At 63.5% G+C, this 19,751-nt stretch carries 15 protein-coding genes; 5 read left to right on the plus strand and 10 right to left on the minus strand.

Going from position 1 to position 19,751, the window contains the following annotated elements; all coding sequences use genetic code 11:
* Positions 1 to 55: 55 nt before the first annotated feature.
* Entirely contained in the window at positions 56 to 667 is a 612-nt protein-coding gene (locus ABDX79_RS06555) for a phosphatase PAP2 family protein (RefSeq protein ID WP_346219474.1), read from the plus strand.
* Between the two features lie 56 nt (positions 668 to 723).
* Here the strand turns inward: ABDX79_RS06555 and ABDX79_RS06560 are convergent, their stop codons facing one another.
* The 6 genes from ABDX79_RS06560 to xdhA all read right to left on the minus strand — a co-directional run bounded on the left by ABDX79_RS06560 (position 724) and on the right by xdhA (position 11,526).
* Positions 724 to 3,492: a bifunctional acetate--CoA ligase family protein/GNAT family N-acetyltransferase gene (locus ABDX79_RS06560; RefSeq protein ID WP_346219475.1), complete on the minus strand. Its 2,769-nt coding sequence runs from the start codon at positions 3,490 to 3,492 to the stop codon at positions 724 to 726.
* A gap of 171 nt (positions 3,493 to 3,663) precedes the next feature.
* Positions 3,664 to 4,998, minus strand: a complete 1,335-nt coding sequence (gene guaD / locus ABDX79_RS06565; protein WP_346219476.1) for a guanine deaminase — start codon at positions 4,996 to 4,998, stop codon at positions 3,664 to 3,666.
* Between the two features lie 64 nt (positions 4,999 to 5,062).
* Positions 5,063 to 6,658: a xanthine/uracil/vitamin C permease gene (locus ABDX79_RS06570; RefSeq protein ID WP_346219477.1), complete on the minus strand. Its 1,596-nt coding sequence runs from the start codon at positions 6,656 to 6,658 to the stop codon at positions 5,063 to 5,065.
* Between the two features lie 46 nt (positions 6,659 to 6,704).
* Positions 6,705 to 7,586 (minus strand): xanthine dehydrogenase accessory protein XdhC, encoded by an 882-nt coding sequence (xdhC, locus tag ABDX79_RS06575; protein WP_346219478.1) that lies wholly within the window; start codon positions 7,584 to 7,586, stop codon positions 6,705 to 6,707.
* Between the two features lie 3 nt (positions 7,587 to 7,589).
* Positions 7,590 to 10,037 (minus strand): xanthine dehydrogenase molybdopterin binding subunit, encoded by a 2,448-nt coding sequence (gene xdhB / locus ABDX79_RS06580; protein WP_346219479.1) that lies wholly within the window; start codon positions 10,035 to 10,037, stop codon positions 7,590 to 7,592.
* 22 nt (positions 10,038 to 10,059) lie between these two features.
* The gene (xdhA, locus tag ABDX79_RS06585) at positions 10,060 to 11,526 is read right to left on the minus strand and encodes a xanthine dehydrogenase small subunit (RefSeq protein ID WP_346219579.1); all 1,467 of its coding nucleotides are present in this window, start codon (positions 11,524 to 11,526) and stop codon (positions 10,060 to 10,062) included.
* A 149-nt stretch (positions 11,527 to 11,675) separates the two neighbouring features.
* Here xdhA and ABDX79_RS06590 point away from each other — a divergent pair, with 149 nt between their 5' ends.
* Entirely contained in the window at positions 11,676 to 12,605 is a 930-nt protein-coding gene (locus ABDX79_RS06590; RefSeq protein ID WP_346219480.1) for a LysR family transcriptional regulator, read from the plus strand.
* 42 nt (positions 12,606 to 12,647) lie between these two features.
* On the opposite strand, the gene ABDX79_RS06595 is transcribed toward ABDX79_RS06590, so the two are convergent.
* Entirely contained in the window at positions 12,648 to 13,886 is a 1,239-nt protein-coding gene (locus ABDX79_RS06595) for a urate hydroxylase PuuD (RefSeq protein WP_346219481.1), read from the minus strand.
* Between the two features lie 99 nt (positions 13,887 to 13,985).
* Between ABDX79_RS06595 and ABDX79_RS06600 the strand changes: the two genes are divergently transcribed.
* Positions 13,986 to 14,918, plus strand: a complete 933-nt coding sequence (locus tag ABDX79_RS06600; RefSeq protein ID WP_346219482.1) for a LysR family transcriptional regulator — start codon at positions 13,986 to 13,988, stop codon at positions 14,916 to 14,918.
* Here the strand turns inward: ABDX79_RS06600 and uraH are convergent.
* The gene (gene uraH / locus ABDX79_RS06605) at positions 14,903 to 15,268 is read right to left on the minus strand and encodes a hydroxyisourate hydrolase (RefSeq protein ID WP_346219483.1); all 366 of its coding nucleotides are present in this window, start codon (positions 15,266 to 15,268) and stop codon (positions 14,903 to 14,905) included. The genes ABDX79_RS06600 and uraH overlap by 16 nt on opposite strands.
* Positions 15,269 to 15,528: 260 nt before the next feature.
* Between uraH and puuE the strand changes: the two genes are divergently transcribed.
* Positions 15,529 to 16,920 carry an allantoinase PuuE gene (gene puuE / locus ABDX79_RS06610; protein ID WP_346219580.1) on the plus strand — a complete coding sequence of 464 codons (1,392 nt, stop codon included), beginning with the start codon at positions 15,529 to 15,531 and terminating at the stop codon, positions 16,918 to 16,920.
* On the plus strand, positions 16,917 to 17,444 hold the full coding sequence (locus ABDX79_RS06615) for an ureidoglycolate lyase (RefSeq protein ID WP_346219484.1): 528 nt from the start codon (positions 16,917 to 16,919) through the stop codon (positions 17,442 to 17,444). The genes puuE and ABDX79_RS06615 overlap by 4 nt, the downstream gene beginning before the upstream one ends.
* 54 nt (positions 17,445 to 17,498) lie before the next feature.
* Here ABDX79_RS06615 and bhcD read toward each other — a convergent pair whose 3' ends face one another.
* Positions 17,499 to 18,464: an iminosuccinate reductase BhcD gene (bhcD, locus tag ABDX79_RS06620; RefSeq protein ID WP_346219485.1), complete on the minus strand. Its 966-nt coding sequence runs from the start codon at positions 18,462 to 18,464 to the stop codon at positions 17,499 to 17,501.
* A 120-nt stretch (positions 18,465 to 18,584) separates the two neighbouring features.
* Complete coding sequence (bhcC, locus tag ABDX79_RS06625) at positions 18,585 to 19,748, minus strand: 3-hydroxy-D-aspartate aldolase BhcC (protein WP_346219486.1); 1,164 nt, start codon at positions 19,746 to 19,748, stop codon at positions 18,585 to 18,587.
* Positions 19,749 to 19,751: the final 3 nt, after the last annotated feature.

Genomic DNA, 19,751 nt, shown 5'->3' on the forward strand with positions numbered 1-19,751 from the left:
CCATCGGGCTGCGATCCCCGCGATTGATGGTCACGCGTCCACGAAAGAGGATGCCATGCCCACGCAATTCGATCTCTCCGTCTTCGGCTTCATCCACGGCTTGGCCCCGGACCTGTTGATGCCGTTCGAGGAGAGAGCGGCAGTCTGGCTGATCGGTCTCGTTCCGCTCACCCTGATCGCCCTCTGGTTTCGCAATCGCGGAGACGATCGCATGGCCGTCGTCGCAGCAACGATCTCGGCTGGCGGGGCCGTTTCGATCGCCGGTATCATGTCCTTCCTCGTCTTCGAGCCGCACCCCTTCATGATCGGCCTGTGTGGAAACGTGCTCCATCATGTCGCCGACAGTTCGTTTCCGAGCGGCTATATGGCCCTGACGTCTGCGGTCGCCGCCAGCCTTGAGCTGACGAAGCGGCGGGGTGCCGCGATCGCCATCGCCGTTGCCGCCGTCCTCATCGGCTGGTCGCGCATCGCGATCGGCGTGCACTTCCCGATCGACATTCTGGCTGGCGCGGCAATCGGTGTGACGATGGCGGTCATTCTCCAGAGCGCCCCGGTGACACCATTCTTCGCCTTCGTCCTCAGGCTCGGCGAAGGCGTCTCTGCCGCAATCGGACTGGACCGGATCGGCTGTCTCGTGGGCCGATCCTCTGCATCGCGCTTTCGATAAAGTGCCCAGACTCCCGACGGAGCTTCGAAAGCGGTGCCTTCAAAGGCTTACCGGTTTCACTCGTCCGGCTCCGCCTCCACCCATTTTGATGCCTTCTCCACATCGAAAATCACATGGGCCGTTTCCGAGCCGGGCTCATAGCGTCCCGTGTCGAAGCCGAGATGGCGGGCCATGCGCATCATACCGGTGTTTTCGCGCAGAACCTCGCCATAGACTTCCCTGAGGCCGCGCTTCGAAGCATAGGCGAGGATGGCGCGCATGAGGCCGTAACCGAGCCCCTGCCCCTTCATGTCCGAGCGCACGAGAACGGCATATTCGGCCTTCTCGTTTTCCGGATCGGAGATGATCCGCACGACACCGTAGATCGTGCCATTGCCATAGGCGGCCCCCGGATCGGTGGCGATGAAGGCCATTTCCCGATCATAGTCGATCTGGGTGAAGCGCGCCGCCGTCTGGTGGGGGAAGACCTTCATCGGGCCCATGAAGCGCAGGCGCAGATCCTCAGGCGTGCAACGCGAGACCATGTCGGCAAGCGCGGTCTCGTCCTCCGGGCGGATAGGGCGCAGAAGGAAGTGCCGCTGATCCTTCAGGGTGATCACCCGCTCCCATTCACGCGGATAGGGGTGGATCGCGAGCCGACCCTCGCCGTGCTCCAACGGGCGCACGGCAACGCGCGCATCAAGCGCGACGACGCCCTCACCCGTTGCCAGAAACGGGTTCATGTCCAGTTCCACGATCTGCGGCAGATGGACGATCATCTCCGACAGGCGCACGAGCACATCCTCGATCGCGCCGGGTGCGGCGGCCGGCACGTCGCGATAGCCGGCGAGAAGTTTCGAGACCCGCGTTCGGTCGATCATCCGGCGGGCAAGCACGGAATTGAGCGGCGGCAGGCCGATGGTGCGGTCGTTGATCACCTCCGCCGCCTTGCCGCCACGCCCGAAGAGAAGCACCGGGCCGAAGGTCGCGTCGGTCGCGATGCCGGCGATGAGCTCACGGGCATCGCGCATGTCGATCAGGCGCTGGACCGTGAAGCCTTCGATATCCGCATCCGGATAGGACTGGCGGATGTGCGACAGCATGGCTTCGGCCGATTCGCGCACCTCGTCCGCGCTGCGAAGGCCGAGCCGCACGCCGCCGACATCGGATTTGTGGGTGATGTCCTTGGACAAAATCTTCAGCGCGACCGGATGGCCGATCGCCTCGAAACGCGCGGCGGCCTCCTCGGGCGTCTTGGCCCGGAAGGTTTCCACGATCGGGATGCCGAAGAGCGACAAGAGCTCCTTGGCCTCCGGCTCGGTCATCACCGTGCGCCCCGCGGCGATGACCGCCTCGATCATGCGATGGGCAGCCGCGATCGCGTGGTGGGAGATCGCGACGCCAGCGGCCGGGGTCTCCATCAGGTTTTCCTGGTTTCGCCGGTAGCGCACCAGATGCATGAAGGCGCGGATCGCCTTGGTCGGGCTCTCGAAGGTGGCGATCCGGTTCTCGGCGAAAAGATCGCGGGCCGACTGAACGCTCCGTCCGCCGAGCCAGTTGGTCAGGACGGGCGCGCCGCGATGACGCCCGGCCACATCGACGATTGCCTGGGCGACCTCATGGGGATCGGTAATCGCCGAGGGGCAGAAGATCGCGAGTGTCGCGTCGTCGTTTCTGCGCGACAGGAGCTTGTCGAGAGTCTCGGCATAGCGCTCGCCCGGCGCATCGCCGATGATGTCGACCGGATTGGCGCGCGACCAGTTATGCGGCAAGACGCCGTCCAGCGCCTCGATCGTTTCCGGATCGAGGCTCGAAAGGCGGCCGCCAAAGGCCTCCAGCGCATCGACCGCCATGACACCCGCGCCGCCGCCATTGGTGACGATGGTCAGCCCGTCGCCACGGATGCGAACGCCGGTGGCGAGCGTCGCCGCCGCCTCGAACATTTCTTCCAGTTTCGAGACCCGCAGGAGACCTGCCCGCGAGAAAGCCGCGTCGTAGACGACATCGGAGCCGGCGAGGGCTCCGGTATGGCTGTGGGCGGCCTTCGCGCCGGCGGCCGAGCGGCCGGACTTGATGACGATGACGGGTTTGGCGCGCGCAGCGGTCCGCGCCCCCGACATGAATTTCTTCGCGTGGGTGATATTCTCCACGTAAAGGAAGATCGCCCGCGTTGCCCGATCCGTCGATAGATAATCGAGAAGATCGCCGAAATCGACGTCGCTCATATCCCCCAGCGAGATGGCATGGGAAAAGCCGATGCCTCGCTCCGCGGCCCAGTCCAGCATGGCGGTGACGATCGCGCCCGATTGGGAGAGGAGCGCGATATCGCCCTTTTGAGGGGTCAGATGGGCAAAGCTCGCATTGATGCCGACATGGGGCGAGATCAGTCCGATGCAGTTGGGCCCGACGATCCGCATCAGATGCGGGCGTGCGGCATCGAGCATGGCCTGGCGCAGTTCGCGGCTGCTGTCCACCTCTCCGAAGCCGGCCGAAATGACGATGGCCGCCCGGCACCCTTTCTTGCCGAGTTCCTCGATGATCCCCGGCACGCTTTGCGCCGGCGTCGCGATCACCGCGAGATCGGGCGCCATCGGCAGTTCGGCGACCGAGCGATAGTTCAAGGTCGAGCGGATCGACGTCTCATGGGGATTGACCGGCATGACCGGCCCCTTGAAACCCGAGGTAAAGAGGTTGTCGGCGATGACCGCGCCGACCGAATGGGGCTGGTTGCTGGCGCCGATAAGGGCGATCGATTTCGGACGAAACAGCGCGTCGAAATTGCGAATACTCATAGAGGTCTTGCCTGTCTTGCGATCGGGACATGGCGCATCCCCCTCCGAGGACATGGCACCGTCTTTCACCAACGAGCTTAGCGAGCCCGTGCGACGGAACAATGATCAAGATCAAGCGGCCTCCATTCGCAGGAGGCGATTTTAAAAGTGGTGCTGACCGAAATCGCGGCAATCCGGGCCGGAAAGCCCGGATCTCAGGCCGATACGATCAGACCCTTGCCGGCATCAGGCCATGGCGAGCGATCTTTCGCGCTGTGCCTCTTTCGCGCGTGTCTTGGCCGGCCGGCCATTGACATAAACCTCGGCGATCGACCGATCGTCGCCCATGACCTGAAGCACGAAAAGCTCCTGAGAAAGGGTTTCGGCACGCTCCATACGCAAGGCCATGGCGTCGGTCGCGCGCGCGTCCAGAACCACGATATCGGCGGCCGTTCCCTCGTCGAGCGTGCCGATCCGGTCCACCAGCCCCAAGACGTCGGCATTGCCGCGCGTCGCCCAGTCGAAAGCCTGGAGCGGATGGAGAGCCTGCCCGTTGAGCTGAAGGATCTTGTAGCCCTCCGAAAGCGTCTGAAGCATCGAATAGCTGGTGCCCCCGCCCACATCGGTCGCGATGCCGCTTCGAATGCCACGGCTCGTCAGCCCGGCATGGTCGAAGAGACCGGAGCCGAGGAAGAGGTTCGACGTCGGGCAGAAGACCGGATGGGCCCCCGTTTCGGCCAGCGCATCGATCTCGCGGGTTTCAAGATGGATGGCATGGCCGAGCAGCGTGTTTGCGCGCACGAGGCCATAGCGCTCATAGACGTCGAGATAGTCCCGCGCTTGCCGGTAAAGGCTCAGCGTATAGGCGATCTCGTCCCTGTTTTCGGACAGATGGGTCTGGATGGGACAATCGGGATTTTCCCGCGCCAGAACGCCGGCCATCTCCATCTGCTCGGGCGTCGAGGTGATCGCGAAGCGGGGCGATATCACATAGCGTGCGCGTCCCTTGCCGTGCCATTTGGCGATCAGCGCGCTCGTATCGTCATAGGCCGATTGCGGCGTGTCGAGAAGCGCGTCAGGCGCATTGCGGTCCATCAAGACCTTGCCGCCGAGCATCGCCATGTCGCGCCGGGAAGCTTCCGCGAAGAAGGCTTCGGCGGAAGCGCGATGCACCGAGCAGAACGCCACCGCCGTCGTCGTGCCATGACCGATCAGCTGATCGAAGAAGGCGGTCGCCATCCGCTCCGCATGGGCGGGATCGGCAAAACGCGTTTCTTCGGGAAAGGTGTAAGTGTTCAGCCAGTCGAGAAGCTGCGCGCCCCAGGAGGCGATCACCTGCACCTGCGGAAAATGGATATGGGTGTCGATGAAACCGGCCATCATCAGATGCGGCCTGTGATCGGTGACCTGAGCCTCGGGGGCCGCGCGCGCCACCTCGGCATAGTCGCCACGCTTTTCGATAAGGCCGTCGCGGATCAGCAGCGCCCCATCCTCGATATAGGTATAGGCGCCGCTGTCATCGCCGTTCCGAGGCGCCCGGCTGAATGTCAAAAGGCGTCCGCGCAGCACCTTGTCGGTCATGTCTCGTCTCCGTTCGGTTCAGAAATCGGGGCGGCGCAAGGGCCGCCCCGGATAAAGTCGGGGTTCATTCGGCCGGAGCGCTTCGCTCCAGCATGTCGGGCTCGTCCGGCACGATGATCCGCTCCACGAGATCTTCTTTCGGCGCGACCAGCGGATAGAGCCAGAGGAAGCCGCCTATGATCAGATAGCCGGTGGTGATCCCGTCCAGTTGCGGCCATTGCAGCTCATGGGCGTGGATGATGCCGAACGAGGACATGACGGCGGCGGCGATGGCGAAGCTGCCTGCCATCCTGAACCGTCCATCGATCACGTCTGCAACGATCGCGCCCCAGATGAGACCAGTGATGATGGCGCCCTGGCTGAGTGCGAGATGGCCTTCGAAATGGGCCCCCTCGCGCAGCAGCGCTTCGGTGAGTTTCGCATCGCCGAGCGCGGGCAGCCCCTCGACACCGGCGTTTCTGAGCGCGTTCATCATCGAACCCCATTTGACCATCAGGAATTCCGAAATGTGGGGCAGGATCGCGAAGGACACGGCCGCCATATGGGCCGGCTTCACCGCAAAGGCCGTATTTGTAATCAGGCTGACGGAGACGAAGACCAGCACCGGCGCTGCCGCTGCGACCGGGATCAGGGCCGCAAGGAACGACAGGAAGCCGAGAAACGCCGCCGCCGCGATCACGACAGCAACGCCGACGATGTAACCGGCATGGGCATCCAGCCGCTTATAGGCGGGATGGCCGATATAGACCGTCGTCGGAAAGGGCGAGCCGAAGACCGAGCCGAGCATCGTGCCGACGCCGTCCGTCACCTGGCACAGCCCGACCGGATAGCTGTCACCGGCCGCTTCCGCGCTCTCCACATTGTTCATCGTCTCGATGAAATTGTAGATCTGCACCGGGATCAGTACCAGGAACAGTTCGGGATTGGCGAAGAGATACTGAATGCCCGCGATCAGGTCGCCGACATAAGGCACCGGCGGGTAGAACCCGATGCCGCTGGCATCGAAGCTCGATTCCCCCAGGAACATGGCGATGATCGTACCCGCCGCGATGGCAACGAGACCGGCCGGAACGTTACCGGGCAGTCGGAACCGCCCGATCAGCCCCCAGAGAATGAAGAGCAGCGAGGCAAAGCCGATCACCGGATGCTCGAAGATCTCGGCGAGCGGCACTGCGCCGATGAAGACCAGCGCTATGCCACACAGTGTGCCGAGCATGCCCGCGCGCGGGGTAATGCTTTTCAGGAAAGGACCGATGAGCGCGCCGAGCGCGGCGACGATGCCGCCCATGAACCCCGCGCCGATGCCCACCTGCCAGGCGAGCATCGGGTCCTCGGTCGCCCAGTAGATCGGACCGATGACACCGAAGAGATAGACGAACATCACCGGGGTCGAAATGCCGTAAGGCAGGGCGGTGACGTCGCGGCCATGGCGCTCGGCCGCCCGTTTGGCGAGATAGGTGTAGACAACGACGCCGGCCAGAATGGCGATCGCCGCGCCCGGCACGATGCGGCCATAGACGATTTCGGCGGGCATCTGGAAGACGAACTGGCAGACCCCGGACAGGATCAAGAGATTAACCAGATTATCGGTAAACAGCGCCCAGAACGCGCTGAAGTCACTTCGTGCAAACAGCCTGTATTGATATGTGCCTGTGTTCATGAGGGCCTCCTCTTCCTCCCATGCGACCCAGACGAAACGCGTTCCTTCAGTGTCTCGCTTCGACCCGGTCTGTGTGTTCGCCCCTTGCGGGCGTCTGCGATGTGCTGTGGACCGCCGCTTTCGCAGCCTTATCGGTCAGCGCCGCCATCACCTCGGCGATGACGAAGGCCGCGATGACATGCGGTCGCTTGTCCCGGCTGCCGTTCCCTCCGATCGGGCAGACGAGATCGTCGAAGACTTCGGCGTTTGAGTTCTCGCGCATCCAGCTGCGGAACTTGGCCCGTTTGGTCGCGGACCCGATCATCCCGACGTAAGACGCATCGCGCCGCTCCAGCGCGGCGCTCGCGAGCAGGAAATCGAGGCCATGATCATGGGTGAGGACGATGAAGGCGCTGCCCTTCGGCGCATGGGCGACATCGATTTCAGGCATTGCACTGACGCGCATTTCGACCTTCGCCGAGCAAAGACCCACCTCTTGCGCCCTCTGGTCGACGAGAATGCAGCGCACAGGGAGATGCTGGAAAAGATCGGCGAGACCCCGGCCCACATGGCCTGCGCCCAGAATATAGACATTGGGGCGGTTCTCAGTCGCTTCCCTGACGCGTGCACAGGCAGCGCGTTTGTCGGAGGCGCGCATGCGCCGTAACGTGATCTCGACGCGCCCGCCGCAGCACTGGCCGATCTCGGGGCCCAGCGGCAGATCGATGACCCGGATCAACTCTGCGTCTCGCAGCATCCGGCGCGCCGCCTCGATGGCGCGGAACTCGAGCTGGCCGCCGCCGATCGTGCCCCAAAGACCCTCTGCGGAGACGAACATCTCCGTGCCTTCTCCGCGCGGCGACGAGCCACGGACACGGGTCAGCGTCACGGCGATCAGGTGCGGGTTCTCCTCCAAAAACCCGGCCAGGTCTTCGTTCGGGCCGCTCATCCCTCAGCCTCTGCCCTGAAGGCGTGACACCGCCATGAGAATGCGCTCGGGCGTTGCCGGCGCATCGAGGCGCGGGCATTCGCGATAGTCCGCGACGCTGGCGACGGCCATGGACAAGGCCTCGAATACCGAAATGCCAAGCATGAAGGGCGGCTCGCCCACGGCCTTCGAACGCTTGATCGTCAATTCGCGGTTTTCCGACCAGTCGGCGAGTTCGACATTGAAGATGCGCGGACGGTCGGAGGCCAGCGGAATCTTGTAGGTGGACGGCGCGTGGGTGCGAAGCTCGCCTTTATGATCCCACCAGAGCTCTTCGGTGGTCAGCCAGCCCATGCCCTGAATGAAGGCGCCTTCCACCTGCCCCTTGTCGAGGGCGGGATTCAGGGATCGGCCCACATCATGCAGGATGTCGGTGCGCTCGACCCGGTATTCCCCGGTCAGCGTGTCGATCGTGACCTCCGAACAGGCGGCGCCATAGGAGAAGTAATAGAACGGGCGTCCGCTGCCCGTTTCGCGATCCCAATGGATCTTCGGTGTCTTGTAGAAGCCAGCCGCCGAAAGCTGGACGCGGGCTTTGTAGGCTTCGCGGATAAAATCGTCGAAGCTGAGCACCGTCTCGCCGATCCGGACCTCGTTCGCTTCAAACGTCACCGCGTCGGCGGCGACACCCCAGTTTTCTGTGGCAAAGGCCACGAGCCGCGCCTTGATCTGCTCGGCAGCATCGAGCGCCGCCATGCCGTTCAGATCCGATCCCGAAGAGGCTGCGGTCGCTGAGGTGTTCGGCACCTTTTCCGTGGTGGTCCTGGTGATCTTGATGCGCTCGAAATCCACCTGAAAGGCATCGGCCACCACCTGGGCCACTTTCGTGTTGAGCCCCTGCCCCATTTCGGTGCCGCCATGGTTGAGGTGGATCGATCCGTCATTATAGACATGGATCAGGGCACCCGCCTGATTGTACCAGGTGGCGGTGAAGGAGATGCCGAATTTCACGGGTGTCAGCGCGATGCCGCGCTTGAGGATCGGGGACGCCGCATTCTCGGCGATGATCGCCGCGCGGCGCTTGCGATAGTCGCTCTTTTCCTCAAGCTCCGTGACGAGCCGAGCGAGGATATTGTCCTCCACCGTCTGGTGATAGGGCGTGACATCGCGACCAGCGGAGCCATAGAAATTGGCCATGCGCACATCGAGCGGGTCTCGACCGGTGGCGTAGGCGATCTCCTCGATCATCCGCTCGGCAACGACCACCCCTTGCGGGCCGCCGAAACCCCGAAACGCGGTGTTGGAGACCGTATTGGTCTTCAGGGGCTGCGATTGCAGCCGCACATGGGGATAGAAATAGGCGTTGTCGGCGTGAAAGAGGGCCCGGTCGGTGACGGGGCCGGACAGGTCCGAGGAATAGCCGCAGCGCGCCGCGAAGGTCGCGTCCACCGCCTCGATCCGGCCCGTCTCGTCGAAGCCGACCTCGTAATCCACCACGAAATCGTGGCGCTTGCCCGTCGCCGTCATGTCCTGATCGCGGTCGGGACGGATCTTGACCGGCCGCCCGCATTTGCGCGCCGCGATCGCCGCGACGGCGCAGAAAAGGTTCATCTGGCTTTCCTTGCCGCCGAACCCGCCGCCCATGCGGCGCACATTCACCGTCACCGCATTGGAGGGAACGCCGAGGACATGGGCGACCATGTGCTGGGCTTCGGACGGGTGCTGGGTGGAGCAATGGACGACCATGTCGTCGTCCTCGCCGGGAATCGCGAAGGCGATCTGGCCCTCCAGATACATGTGATCCTGGCCGCCGATCGCGATTTTGCCGCTGATGCGGTTCTTCGCGCTGGCAAGAGCCGGCTCCGCCTCGCCGCGCTTCAGCGTCAGGGGCGGCGTCACATAAGGATGGCCGGCTTCGCGCGCCGAAACCGGATCAAGCGCGAAGGGCAGCGGCTCGCAATCGACCTTTGCCAGGATGGCGGCGCGCCGCGCGGCCTCGCGGGTTACGGCGATCACCGCGAAAAGCGGCTGGCCATGGAACTCGATGGCATCGGTCGGAAAGACCGGCTCGTCATGCTTGCCCGTCGGGCTGATATCGTTGACGCCGGGAATGTCCTCGGCGGTCAGCACATCGACGACCCCGGGCGCAGCCCTCACGGCGGAAAGATTGAGGCCGTTGAGCCGGGCATGGGCGATCTGCGAGACGCCGAGATAGGCGTGCAGCGTGCCTTCGGGCTGAGAGATATCGTCGGTATAGTCGGCGCGGCCGGTGACGTGCTTGGCGGCACTGTCGTGGATGCGATCGCGGTGAACGGTGCCTGAGACGCCCCTCCGCTTCTGCGATTGTCGCGCGGGCGCAAAGTCAGCCGGCTCGATGTCCCTCAGGACAGTGTCCAGTTCGCCGATCCCATCGGAACCCTCGATGACGCGGTCATCATCCATGGCATGGGTCATCGTCTCGCTCTCCTTCATCGCACTCGCCTCCCGCATTCGATCAGGCAACAGCCATTTGGGCCGGCTCGCTGCGCCCCGCGTCCTGTTCGAGGAAGAAGCGGCGCAGGAGGTTCTGCGCTGCCAGCATCCGGTAGGCCGCCGAGGCCCGCCAATCGCTCAAGGGTTCGAAGTCTTCAGGCAGAAGGGCCGCAGCTTCAGTGAAGACCGCTTCGCACCACGGTTTTCCGATGAGAGCGGCTTCCGCCGCTGACGCGCGTTTGGGCGTGCCGGCCATGCCGCCAAAGGCGATGCGGCATTGGGTGATCTGTCCATCGGCGACGGTGACGCTGATCCCGGCGGCAACCGAGGAGATATCCTCGTCGCGGCGCTTGGAGATCTTGTAGGCCGCATCGCGCTGCCCCGGCTGAGACAGTGGAACCGTGATCGCCTCGACGAATTCGCCGGGCGCGCGATCCTGCCGGCCATAGGCGATGAAGAAGTCTTCAAGCGGAATGACCCGGCGCGCAGATCCAAGGCGCAGGGTGAGCTCGGCGCCAAGCGCGATCAGCGCCGGAGGCGTATCCCCGATCGGCGAGCCATTGGCGATATTGCCGCCGACCGTGCCCATATTGCGGACCTGCCAGCCGGCAATACGGTTCCAATAGCGCTCAAGATGGGGGAAATGTCGGATGAGGTCGGCCTGAGCATCGCTATAGCTTGCGCCAGCGCCCATCCAGAGTTGATCGCCTTCGAGGCCGACGCGCTTCATCTCGGTGAGATGGCCGGTGAAGATCGCGGGCGCGATGGGCTTCAGGAACTTCGTCACCCAGAGCCCGACATCGGTGGCGCCGGCAATGATCGTGGCGTCCGGATGCTCGGCGAGGCAGGCGGCGAGGTCGTCGGCATCGGCGGGCAGAATGCTCCGATTGTCGGCCGGGCCGGTGACGATCCGGTCTGTGCTCTCAAGGTCCTTGAGGCGCGTGGAAATCGCCTCGCGCTCGCGGTGGATCGGATCGGCCGCCGGTGAGCCGTAGCGGCTGATCGCGACCGCCGCGCGGATGATCGGCGCATAGCCGGTGCAGCGGCAGAGATTGCCCTGCAAGGCCGTCTCCACCTCAAGTTCTGTCGGCTGCGGCTTCTCCATCCACAGGGCATAGAGCGACATGACGAAGCCCGGCGTGCAGAAGCCGCATTGGGAGCCGTGATGGTCGACCATCGCCTGTTGCACCGGGTGGAGCGTGCCATCTTGACCCGCCAGATGCTCGACCGTGACGACGTGGCAACCATGGACGCTGGCAAGGAAACGGATACAGGCATTGACCGGCGCATAGGCGAGTCCGTCCGCCGTCAGCCGCCCGACAAGCACCGTGCAGGCGCCGCAATCGCCCTCCGCACAGCCTTCCTTCGTTCCGGTCAGGCGTCGATCGAGACGCAGGAAATCGAGAAGGGTCCGGTCGGCGGCGACATCGGACAGACAGATGTCACGGCCGTTCAAGATGAACCGGATTTCGCTACGACGCTGCGGCATCATCGCCTCCCGCTGGTGATACTTGAGCTGGAGACGAGCTTAAGCGGCCCGATTACCAATGAGAATGCGCTGAGACGGCAAATACTTTCAACGATCCATTGAAAATCGTCTGGCTGCCGGGATACCCTGATCGCGAAGGGGGAGCGATCATGTCCTATATCGAAAGCCTGCGCGTGTTCGTTCGCGTGGTGGAACTGGGGAGCATCACCTCCGGCGGGCGCGATTTGAGGCTCACCCCGGCCGTCGCGAGCAAGCGACTGAAAGAGCTGGAAAATCATCTGGGCGTTCGGCTGTTCAACCGCACCACGCGCTCGATCACCCCGACCGAGGTCGGCCGGGTGTTCTATGACGATGCGCGGCAGGTGCTCGAGACGCTCGACACCGCCGAGGCACGGGTCGCGAGCTTCTCCCAAAGCCCCCATGGGGCGATCCGGGTGACCGCGCCGCTCGGCGTCGGCCGCCGGATCGTCGCGCCTTTCGTGCCGGAGTTCACCGACCGGTATCCGGAAATCGAAGTGCGGATGCGCCTGTCGGATCGCCGGGTGGATCTTCTCGCGGACGGTCAGGACATGGCTTTTTTCGTCGGCGCGCCCCAGGACAGCAATATGAAGCTGCGCAAGATCGCCGATTGCGAACGCGTGTTATGCGCCTCTCCCGCCTATTTATCGGCCTTCGGGACGCCCACGCAGCCGGAAGATCTCATGGAGCGCCAGCACAATTGCCTGCTGCTGCGCTATCCGCGCTCGCCGGAATATTTCTGGACCCTCATGTCCGCCGGCGGCCCCTTGAAGCTGGAGGTTCGCGGTAAATTCGACGCCGACGACGGCGACGTTCTGACCGACTGGGCGCTGGCCGGCAGAGGCATCGTCAACAAGCCGCGTTTCGACGTCGCGGACCATCTTGGCTGCGGCGCCCTGGTCGAAGTGCTGCCGAACACACCGCCCGTTCCCAGCATCTTCGGATGCCTTTACCCGCACAAGAAGCTTCAGGACCCGAAAATCCGCCTCTTCGTCGAGCATATCGCGGCCCAAAGCCGGTCGATATTCCTTGGTCACCAAGGCCCCGGCGCGCGAAGCTGAAAGCTATCCAAGCTTTGAGACCCGAGGCGTTTCGTCGGAGCCTTATCCACGGGAGGCGTTGCGGTACCAGGTGACGAGAGCATCGCGATATTCGTCGGTCATTGTTGCCGCAGCGTTGGGTGGCGGCATGGCATGGGTCACACCCGCCTGCAGGAAGATCGCCTCGGCATGACGCGCGACGTCGGATTTCGTTTCGAGGACGACGCCCTTCGGCGGCCATAGCATGGTGTCGCTGTAGAAGGGCTCGCGCGAATGGCACATGGAGCAATTGCCCGCGACCACGTCGTAGGCTTCGTCAAAACCGGCTGCAGACGCGAATTTTTCCTCATAGGGCGTGAGCGGCCGCGCCTCGGCGTCCTCGACGCTGTCCATCATCGGCGCGGTCGAGAGCCAGGCGATGACGATCATGATGAGGATGGTCACCGCCCAGGTCCAGGACGGACCCTTGCCGGTCTTGTGCATGGTGTTGAAATAATGCCGGATCGAGACCCCCGTCAAAAAGATCAGGCTGGCGATGATCCACGAATACTCGGTGGCAAAGGCCAGCGGGTAATGGGTGGAGAGCATCAGGAAAACGACCGGCAAGGTCAGATAGTTGTTGTGGGTCGAGCGGACCTTGGCGATCTTGCCGTATTTGGCGTCCGGCGTGCGCCCGGCCTTGAGATCGGCGACGACGATGCGCTGGTTCGGCATGATCTGGAAGAAGACGTTCGCCGTCATGATCGTGGCGGTGAACGCACCGAGATGGAGCAGCGCCGCCCGGCCTGTGAAGATCTGGTTGTAGCCCCAGGACATGGCGACGAGAATGACGAAGAGGAGCAGCATCAGAAGCGTCGGATGCTCGCTGAGCTTCGACTTGCACATGGCGTCATAGGCGAGCCAGCCGATGGTGAGCGAGGCCGCTGAAATCGCGATGCCCTGCCAGAGCGACAGGTCGGCCTTGGACGGGTCGAGAAGATAGAGTTCGCCGCCCACCCAGTAGACGATCATGAGAAGCGCCGCGCCGGAAAGCCAGGTCGTGTAGCTCTGCCATTTGTGCCAGGTCAGGTGTTCCGGCATCCGGTCGGGCGCCACCAGATATTTGGTGGTGTGATAAAAGCCGCCGCCGTGAACCTCCCATTCCTCGCCATAGGCGCCCTTGGGCATGTCCGGTGCGGGCTTCAGCATCAAATCGAGGGCGATGAAGTAGAAGGAGGCGCCGATCCACGCCATCGCGGCGATGACATGCAGCCATCGCACGGAAAACCCCACCCAATCCCAGGCTGCCGTCAGATCATACATCGAATGTTCCCCGAAGCTCGTTTCGCGACCATGCTATCCGGGTCGGGATTGTTTTGGTATCGATGGCAAGAGCCAATCAGCATCAAAAAATTCCGAACAATGTCCTACCTCGACAATATCCGAACCTTCGTACGCGTTTACGAGCTGGGCAGCATGTCGGCGGCGGGGCGCGACCTTCGCATTTCGCCTGCGGTCACCTCCTCGCGGATCTCGCAACTTGAAGACCATCTCGGCGTTCGGCTGTTCCAGCGCACGACCCGCAGCCTGTCCCCGACAGAACAGGGCAAGGCGTTCTATACCGGCGCCTGCGAGGTTCTGGAATCGGTGGAGAGCGCCGAGGCGCAGGTGGTGAACATCACCGAACAGCCGAGGGGCGCGCTCTATGTCGCTGCCCCGCTCGGCCTCGGGCGCAGCCTGATCGCCCCCGCCGTGCCGGACTTTCTCGCCCGCTATCCCGAGGTCAGCCTGCGGCTGCGCCTCACGGACCGAAGATTCGACATCACGACCGAGGGGCTGGACCTCGCCTTCTTCCTCGGCCAGCCCGAAGACAGCGCCCTCAGGATCAGGAAGATCGCCGATGTCGAGCGCGTGCTCTGCGCCTCACCCGCCTATATCGAGGCGCGCGGGCTTCCCGTGCATGGAGACGAGCTCATTTCCGGCGCACATGAATGCCTCAATCTGCGCTTTCCGGGGGCGACGGAGTTTCAGTGGCCGCTGACGACGCCTGAGGGGGTGAAGCGGTTTCGGGTGTCCGGGCGCTATGAGTCCGACGATGGCAACGTCCTCACCGACTGGGCGCTGGCCGGCTGCGGAATCGCTTTGAAGCCCATCTTCGAGATCGCCGATCACCTCAAGGCGGGCCGGCTCGTGCCGGTTGCGACCGAGACGCCGCCGGAGCCGATCCAGATGGCCTGCCTCTTCACCCATCGCCGCCGTCAGGACCCGAAGACACGGCTTTTCATGGACTTCGTGATCGAGCGGATCGGCAAGGTCGTTGAGGACGCGGGCAGCCGCGCTCAACTGCCCCGATAGGTGGAATAGCTGAACGGCGAGAGGAGCAGCGGCACGTGATAATGCGTCGGCTCCGACATGCCGAAACGCAGCGGGATCACGTCGAGAAAGCGCGGGGCTTCCGGGGGAGTGCCCGTCCTGTCGAGATAGTCCCCAGCATGAAAGACCAGCTCATAGGTGCCGGTCTCGAAAGACGCCTCCGGCAGGATCTGTTCGTCGGTCCGACCGTCGTCATTGGTGGAGAGCGTTTTCAGATGGGTGCGGGTTTCGCCTTCGATCCGATAAAGCTCGATCGTCAGACCTTCCGCCGGGCAGCCGCGAGCGGTATCGAGCACATGGGTCGTCAAATAGCCGGACATGGGTTTCTCCATTATAGGAAATCCGCTTGATCGCTTCGCGATGACGGATTTGAAAACGTGTCTGCGCCGCTTGGGGCTTCGATACCGTACCCGGCCTCATCAGCCGGATACGATATCATTCGCGTCTTTTTAGGCCGGGCCGGTCGCGTGGCACAAAGCGCAGACGGGCGAAGGCAGCTTCAAACGCAATTTGAAAAACGGCTCGATTTCTTCAGGTTAAACTGAGGGTGTTTTCAAAAAGGGAGTGATCGGTGACACGTTATCCTCGCGACATGGCCGGCTACGGCGCGACCCCGCCGACGGCGAACTGGCCGAACGGGGCGAAAATCGCCGTGCAGTTCGTCCTCAATTACGAAGAGGGCGGCGAGAACAACATCCTCCATGGCGACGCGGCCTCGGAAGGGTTCCTGTCGGAGATCACCGGTGCGCAGCCCTGGCCGGGCCAGCGGCACTGGAACATGGAAACGATCTACGAATATGGCTCGCGGGCCGGTTTCTGGCGCGTCCATCGGATTTTGAAGGACATCCCGGTCACCGTCTATGGCGTTGCGACGGCGCTTGCCCGCGCGCCTGAACAGGTCGCGGCGATGAAATCCGCCGGCTGGGAAATCGCCAGCCACGGGCTGAAATGGATCGAGCACAAAGATATGAGCGCCGAAGAGGAGCGCGAGCAGATCCGGGAGGCGATCAAGCTTCACACCGAGGTCACCGGCGAGCCGCCGCGGGGCTGGTATACCGGCCGCTGCTCGATGAACACGATGGCGCTTGCGGCCGAGGAAGGCGATTTCGCCTATCTTGCCGACAGCTATAGCGACGACCTGCCCTATTGGCTGAAGGCCGGCGGCAAGGACCAGCTCATCGTGCCCTATACGATGGATTGCAACGACATGCGCTTTGCGATCCAAGCGGGCTTCACCACCGGCGATGATTTCGAGACCATGCTTCGCGACGCCTTCGATGTTCTTTACGAAGAGGGCGAGCAAGGTGCGCCGAAGATGATGTCGATCGGCCTTCACTGCCGCCTGATCGGCCGCCCAAGCCGCGCCGCGGCCCTGAAGCGCGTTCTCGACTATTTCCAGAGCCATGAGGGCGTCTGGTTCGCGACACGGCTCGACATTGCCGAGCATTGGGCGCGCGAGCATCCGCCAGTGACAACCCCGCGTCCGTCCGAGATGGACCGCGAGACCTTCGTCGCCGAATTCGGCGGCGTCTTCGAGCATTCGCCCTGGATCGCGGAAGGCGCCCACGCGCTGGAACTTGGGACGATGCACGACAATGCGACGGGCGTTCATTCCGCCCTTGCCCGCATCTTCCGCTCGGCGCCTCAGGAAAAGCGCCTCGCCGTCCTCAACGCCCATCCCGATCTTGCCGGCAAGCTCGCCTCGGCAAAGCGGCTGACGGCTGAGTCGACCGCCGAACAGGCCTCCGTCGGCCTCGACGCCCTCACCGACGAAGAGCGACAGACCTTCACCGACCTCAACGACGCCTATACCGCCAAATTCGGCTTCCCCTTCATCATCGCGGTGCGCGACAACACCAAGGCCTCGATCATGGAGGCGTTCCGCCGCCGGATCGATCAGGATCACGAGACGGAGTTTAAAGAGGCCTGCCGGCAGGTGGAGCGGATCGCCGAACTCAGGCTGCGCGAGAAGTTTTCGGCATGACCCGGTCGATCCTTGCCAAGCCGTTGACGGCGGAGGCCTTCGCGCCTTTCGGGGACGTTCTCGAAGTGTCAGGAAGCCCGGACAAGATCATCAATGCAGGTCGCTGCGGCCGGTTTCATGACCGGGCACAGCTTGATTTCGGGCCGGAGGGACGGGCTGGGATCAGCATTTTCGAGAGCAAGGCGGTCGCCTTTCCCGTGACGGTCGATCTCGTCGAGCGCCACCCGGAGGGTAGTCAGGCCTTCATCTCGATGACCGGCCATCCCTTTCTCGTCGTGGTCGCGCCGGACGAGGGCGGCAAGCCCGGCACGCCGCAAGCCTTCGTCGCGGCGCCCGGCCAGGGCATCAACTTCCATCGCGGCACCTGGCACGGCGTTCTGACGCCGCTTCATGAGCCGGGCCTGTTCGCGGTGGTGGACCGGATCGGCGCGACGGCCAATCTGGAGGAATATTACTTCGAAATCCCCTATCATGTCGAGCCGGTGCGCGCGGTCGGCGAGGTAGGTTTGGTCGAAACCGCCTGAGATCATTCGTCTTCGCGCGCGGCACGAAACCGCCGCGCGCGAAGGCTGGTCTTTCTAGAAATCGACCTCGATGGCGATGCCTTTCTCAACCGCAAGATCGACCACGGCCGACGCCACGGCGAGGTCCTGAAGGCCGACGCCGGTGCCGTCGAACAGCGTGATTTCGGTGTCGGAGGTGCGGCCCGGATGGGTGCCGTTGATGACCGCGCCGATCGTTACGATGTCGGCCTCGGAGATCAGACCCGCCGCCACCGCATGCTGGGCTTCGCCGATGCTGATCGACTGGGCAACCTCATCGGTGAATACGCTTGCCCTTGCGAGAAGCGCAGCCTCGACCTCCTGCTTGCCCTTGGTGTCCGTGCCCATGCAGGCGATGTGTGTGCCTTCGGACACGTGATTGGCCATCAGCGAGGGCGAGAACGCCGAGGTGATCGAGATGATCACATCCGCCTCGCCCATGCCGGATAGCTCCACCGCCTCGAAAGGAAGGCCGGCTTCCGCCGCGACCTTCTCGATATTCGGCAGCATCTCCGGATGATAGTTCCAGCCGATCACCTTCTCGAACTTGCGCTGCTCCAGCGCGGCCCGAAGCTGGAAGGTCGCCTGATGGCCCGCCCCGATCATGCCGAGGACTTTGGCGTCTTCACGCGCAAGATGCTTGATCGAAACGGATGAGGCGGCGGCGGTGCGCAGGGCGGTCAGGAGATTGCCGCCGACCATCGCCTTGACCCGCCCGGTGTCGGGATCGAACAGGAACACCGTCGACTGATGGTTGATAAACTTGTGCTTTGCCAGATTGTTCGGCCAGTAGCCACCGGCCTTGAGGCCGAGCGCCAGCCCTTGGCGGTCGAAGCCGCCCTTGAAGCCGTAAAGCGCGTTTTCATGGCCGATGGCCTCGCGCACGACGGGGAAATTGGTGGCATCGCCCGCCGCCATCGCAGCGAACACCATTTCCACCGCACCGAACGCGGCATCCCGCGTCATCAGATCGGCAATTTCCCGCTCGGGCACTATGAGCATCTTCGTCTCCCCTGAATGATCACACCCATGGCCATGGCGAAAGCGGCCGTGGCGCATGAGTACTCTTGAGCGCGCTTCTAACCCTTGACGGGTGGCAGGCGCGACCCCGATTTTGCTGGCTCAGTAAGCCTTGCCGCGCGCCGAGACCGGCCAGAGCGTTTCCACCTTGGCGCCGCGCACGCCCACATACCAGTCATGGACATTGGCCGTCGGATCGCAGTGGCCGGGCACAAGGCGCAGCTTCTCGTTGACCTTCAGCACGCCATCCGGATCGGCAATCACGCCATGCTCGTCGGAGCACTTGACGTAAGTCACGTCGTTGCGCCCGAAGATCACCGGCAGGCCGCTATCGACGGACTGGGCTTTCAGACCCGCATCGCAGATCGCCTTGTCGGCCTTGGCGTGGCTCATCACCGAGGTGAGGATGAAGAAGGCGTTCTCCCACTCGCCGCGATCGATCCGGTTGCCGTTCTGATCGAGGATGCGACCATAATCGGCATCCATGAAGGCGTAGGAGCCGCATTGCAGCTCGTTATAGACGCCGGAATTGGACTCGAAATAATAGGAGCCCGTGCCGCCGCCCGACACCAGATCGCAGGTGATGCCTTCGGCCTTGAGGCTCTCCACCGCGTCCTTGACCATGCGAACCGCGACGTCGAGCTTGGCCTTGCGCTCCTCATAGCTGTCGATGTGCTGCATCGCGCCCTGATAGGCCTGGAGGCCCTTGAAGGTGAGGCCTGGGGCCTCACGCACGGCCTTTGCGATCTCGACCACGGCCTCGCTTGTCGTCACACCGCAACGCCCCGCCCCGCAGTCGATCTCGATGAAGATGCCGAGTTCGGTTCCCTGCCGTGTTGCGGCTTCTGAAAGCTCGGCCACGTTGGCGATGTCGTCGACGCAGACGATGACGTCGGATCCGAGCTTCGGCAGCTTTGCCAGACGCTCGATCTTCGCAGGATCGCGAACCTCGTTTGAAACGAGGATGTCCTTTATGCCGCCGCGCGCGAAGACCTCCGCCTCCGAGACTTTCTGGCAACAGACGCCGACGGCGCCGCCGAGCCGTTCCTGGAGCTTCGCGACATCGACGGATTTGTGCATCTTGCCATGCACCCGGTGGCGCATGCCATGGGCCCTGGCGTAGTCGCCCATCTTCTTGATGTTGCGCTCAAGCGCGTCGAGATCGAGCACGAGGCAGGGGGTCTGGATATCGGCCTCGTCCATGCCGGGCAGAGCGGGCACGTCGTAGCCGACTTCGAGCGCGTCCGGGTTGAAGGGCTTGTTCATGAT

It is taken from the genome of Fulvimarina fulva, from assembly GCF_039652615.1.
Taxonomy (GTDB): domain Bacteria; phylum Pseudomonadota; class Alphaproteobacteria; order Rhizobiales; family Rhizobiaceae; genus Fulvimarina.

Bases quoted from the DNA above. Each gene is read 5' to 3' on its own strand.
- ABDX79_RS06555 (WP_346219474.1), top strand. From the start codon at position 56: ATGCCCACGCAATTCGATCTCTCCGTCTTCGGCTTCATCCACGGCTTG.
- ABDX79_RS06560 (WP_346219475.1), bottom strand. From the start codon at position 3,492: ATGTCCTCGGAGGGGGATGCGCCATGTCCCGATCGCAAGACAGGCAAG.
- guaD (WP_346219476.1), bottom strand. From the start codon at position 4,998: ATGACCGACAAGGTGCTGCGCGGACGCCTTTTGACATTCAGCCGGGCG.
- ABDX79_RS06570 (WP_346219477.1), bottom strand. From the start codon at position 6,658: ATGAACACAGGCACATATCAATACAGGCTGTTTGCACGAAGTGACTTC.
- xdhC (WP_346219478.1), bottom strand. From the start codon at position 7,586: ATGAGCGGCCCGAACGAAGACCTGGCCGGGTTTTTGGAGGAGAACCCG.
- xdhB (WP_346219479.1), bottom strand. From the start codon at position 10,037: ATGAAGGAGAGCGAGACGATGACCCATGCCATGGATGATGACCGCGTC.
- xdhA (WP_346219579.1), bottom strand. From the start codon at position 11,526: ATGCCGCAGCGTCGTAGCGAAATCCGGTTCATCTTGAACGGCCGTGAC.
- ABDX79_RS06590 (WP_346219480.1), top strand. From the start codon at position 11,676: ATGTCCTATATCGAAAGCCTGCGCGTGTTCGTTCGCGTGGTGGAACTG.
- ABDX79_RS06595 (WP_346219481.1), bottom strand. From the start codon at position 13,886: ATGTATGATCTGACGGCAGCCTGGGATTGGGTGGGGTTTTCCGTGCGA.
- ABDX79_RS06600 (WP_346219482.1), top strand. From the start codon at position 13,986: ATGTCCTACCTCGACAATATCCGAACCTTCGTACGCGTTTACGAGCTG.
- uraH (WP_346219483.1), bottom strand. From the start codon at position 15,268: ATGGAGAAACCCATGTCCGGCTATTTGACGACCCATGTGCTCGATACC.
- puuE (WP_346219580.1), top strand. From the start codon at position 15,529: ATGGCCGGCTACGGCGCGACCCCGCCGACGGCGAACTGGCCGAACGGG.
- ABDX79_RS06615 (WP_346219484.1), top strand. From the start codon at position 16,917: ATGACCCGGTCGATCCTTGCCAAGCCGTTGACGGCGGAGGCCTTCGCG.
- bhcD (WP_346219485.1), bottom strand. From the start codon at position 18,464: ATGCTCATAGTGCCCGAGCGGGAAATTGCCGATCTGATGACGCGGGAT.
- bhcC (WP_346219486.1), bottom strand. From the start codon at position 19,748: ATGAACAAGCCCTTCAACCCGGACGCGCTCGAAGTCGGCTACGACGTG.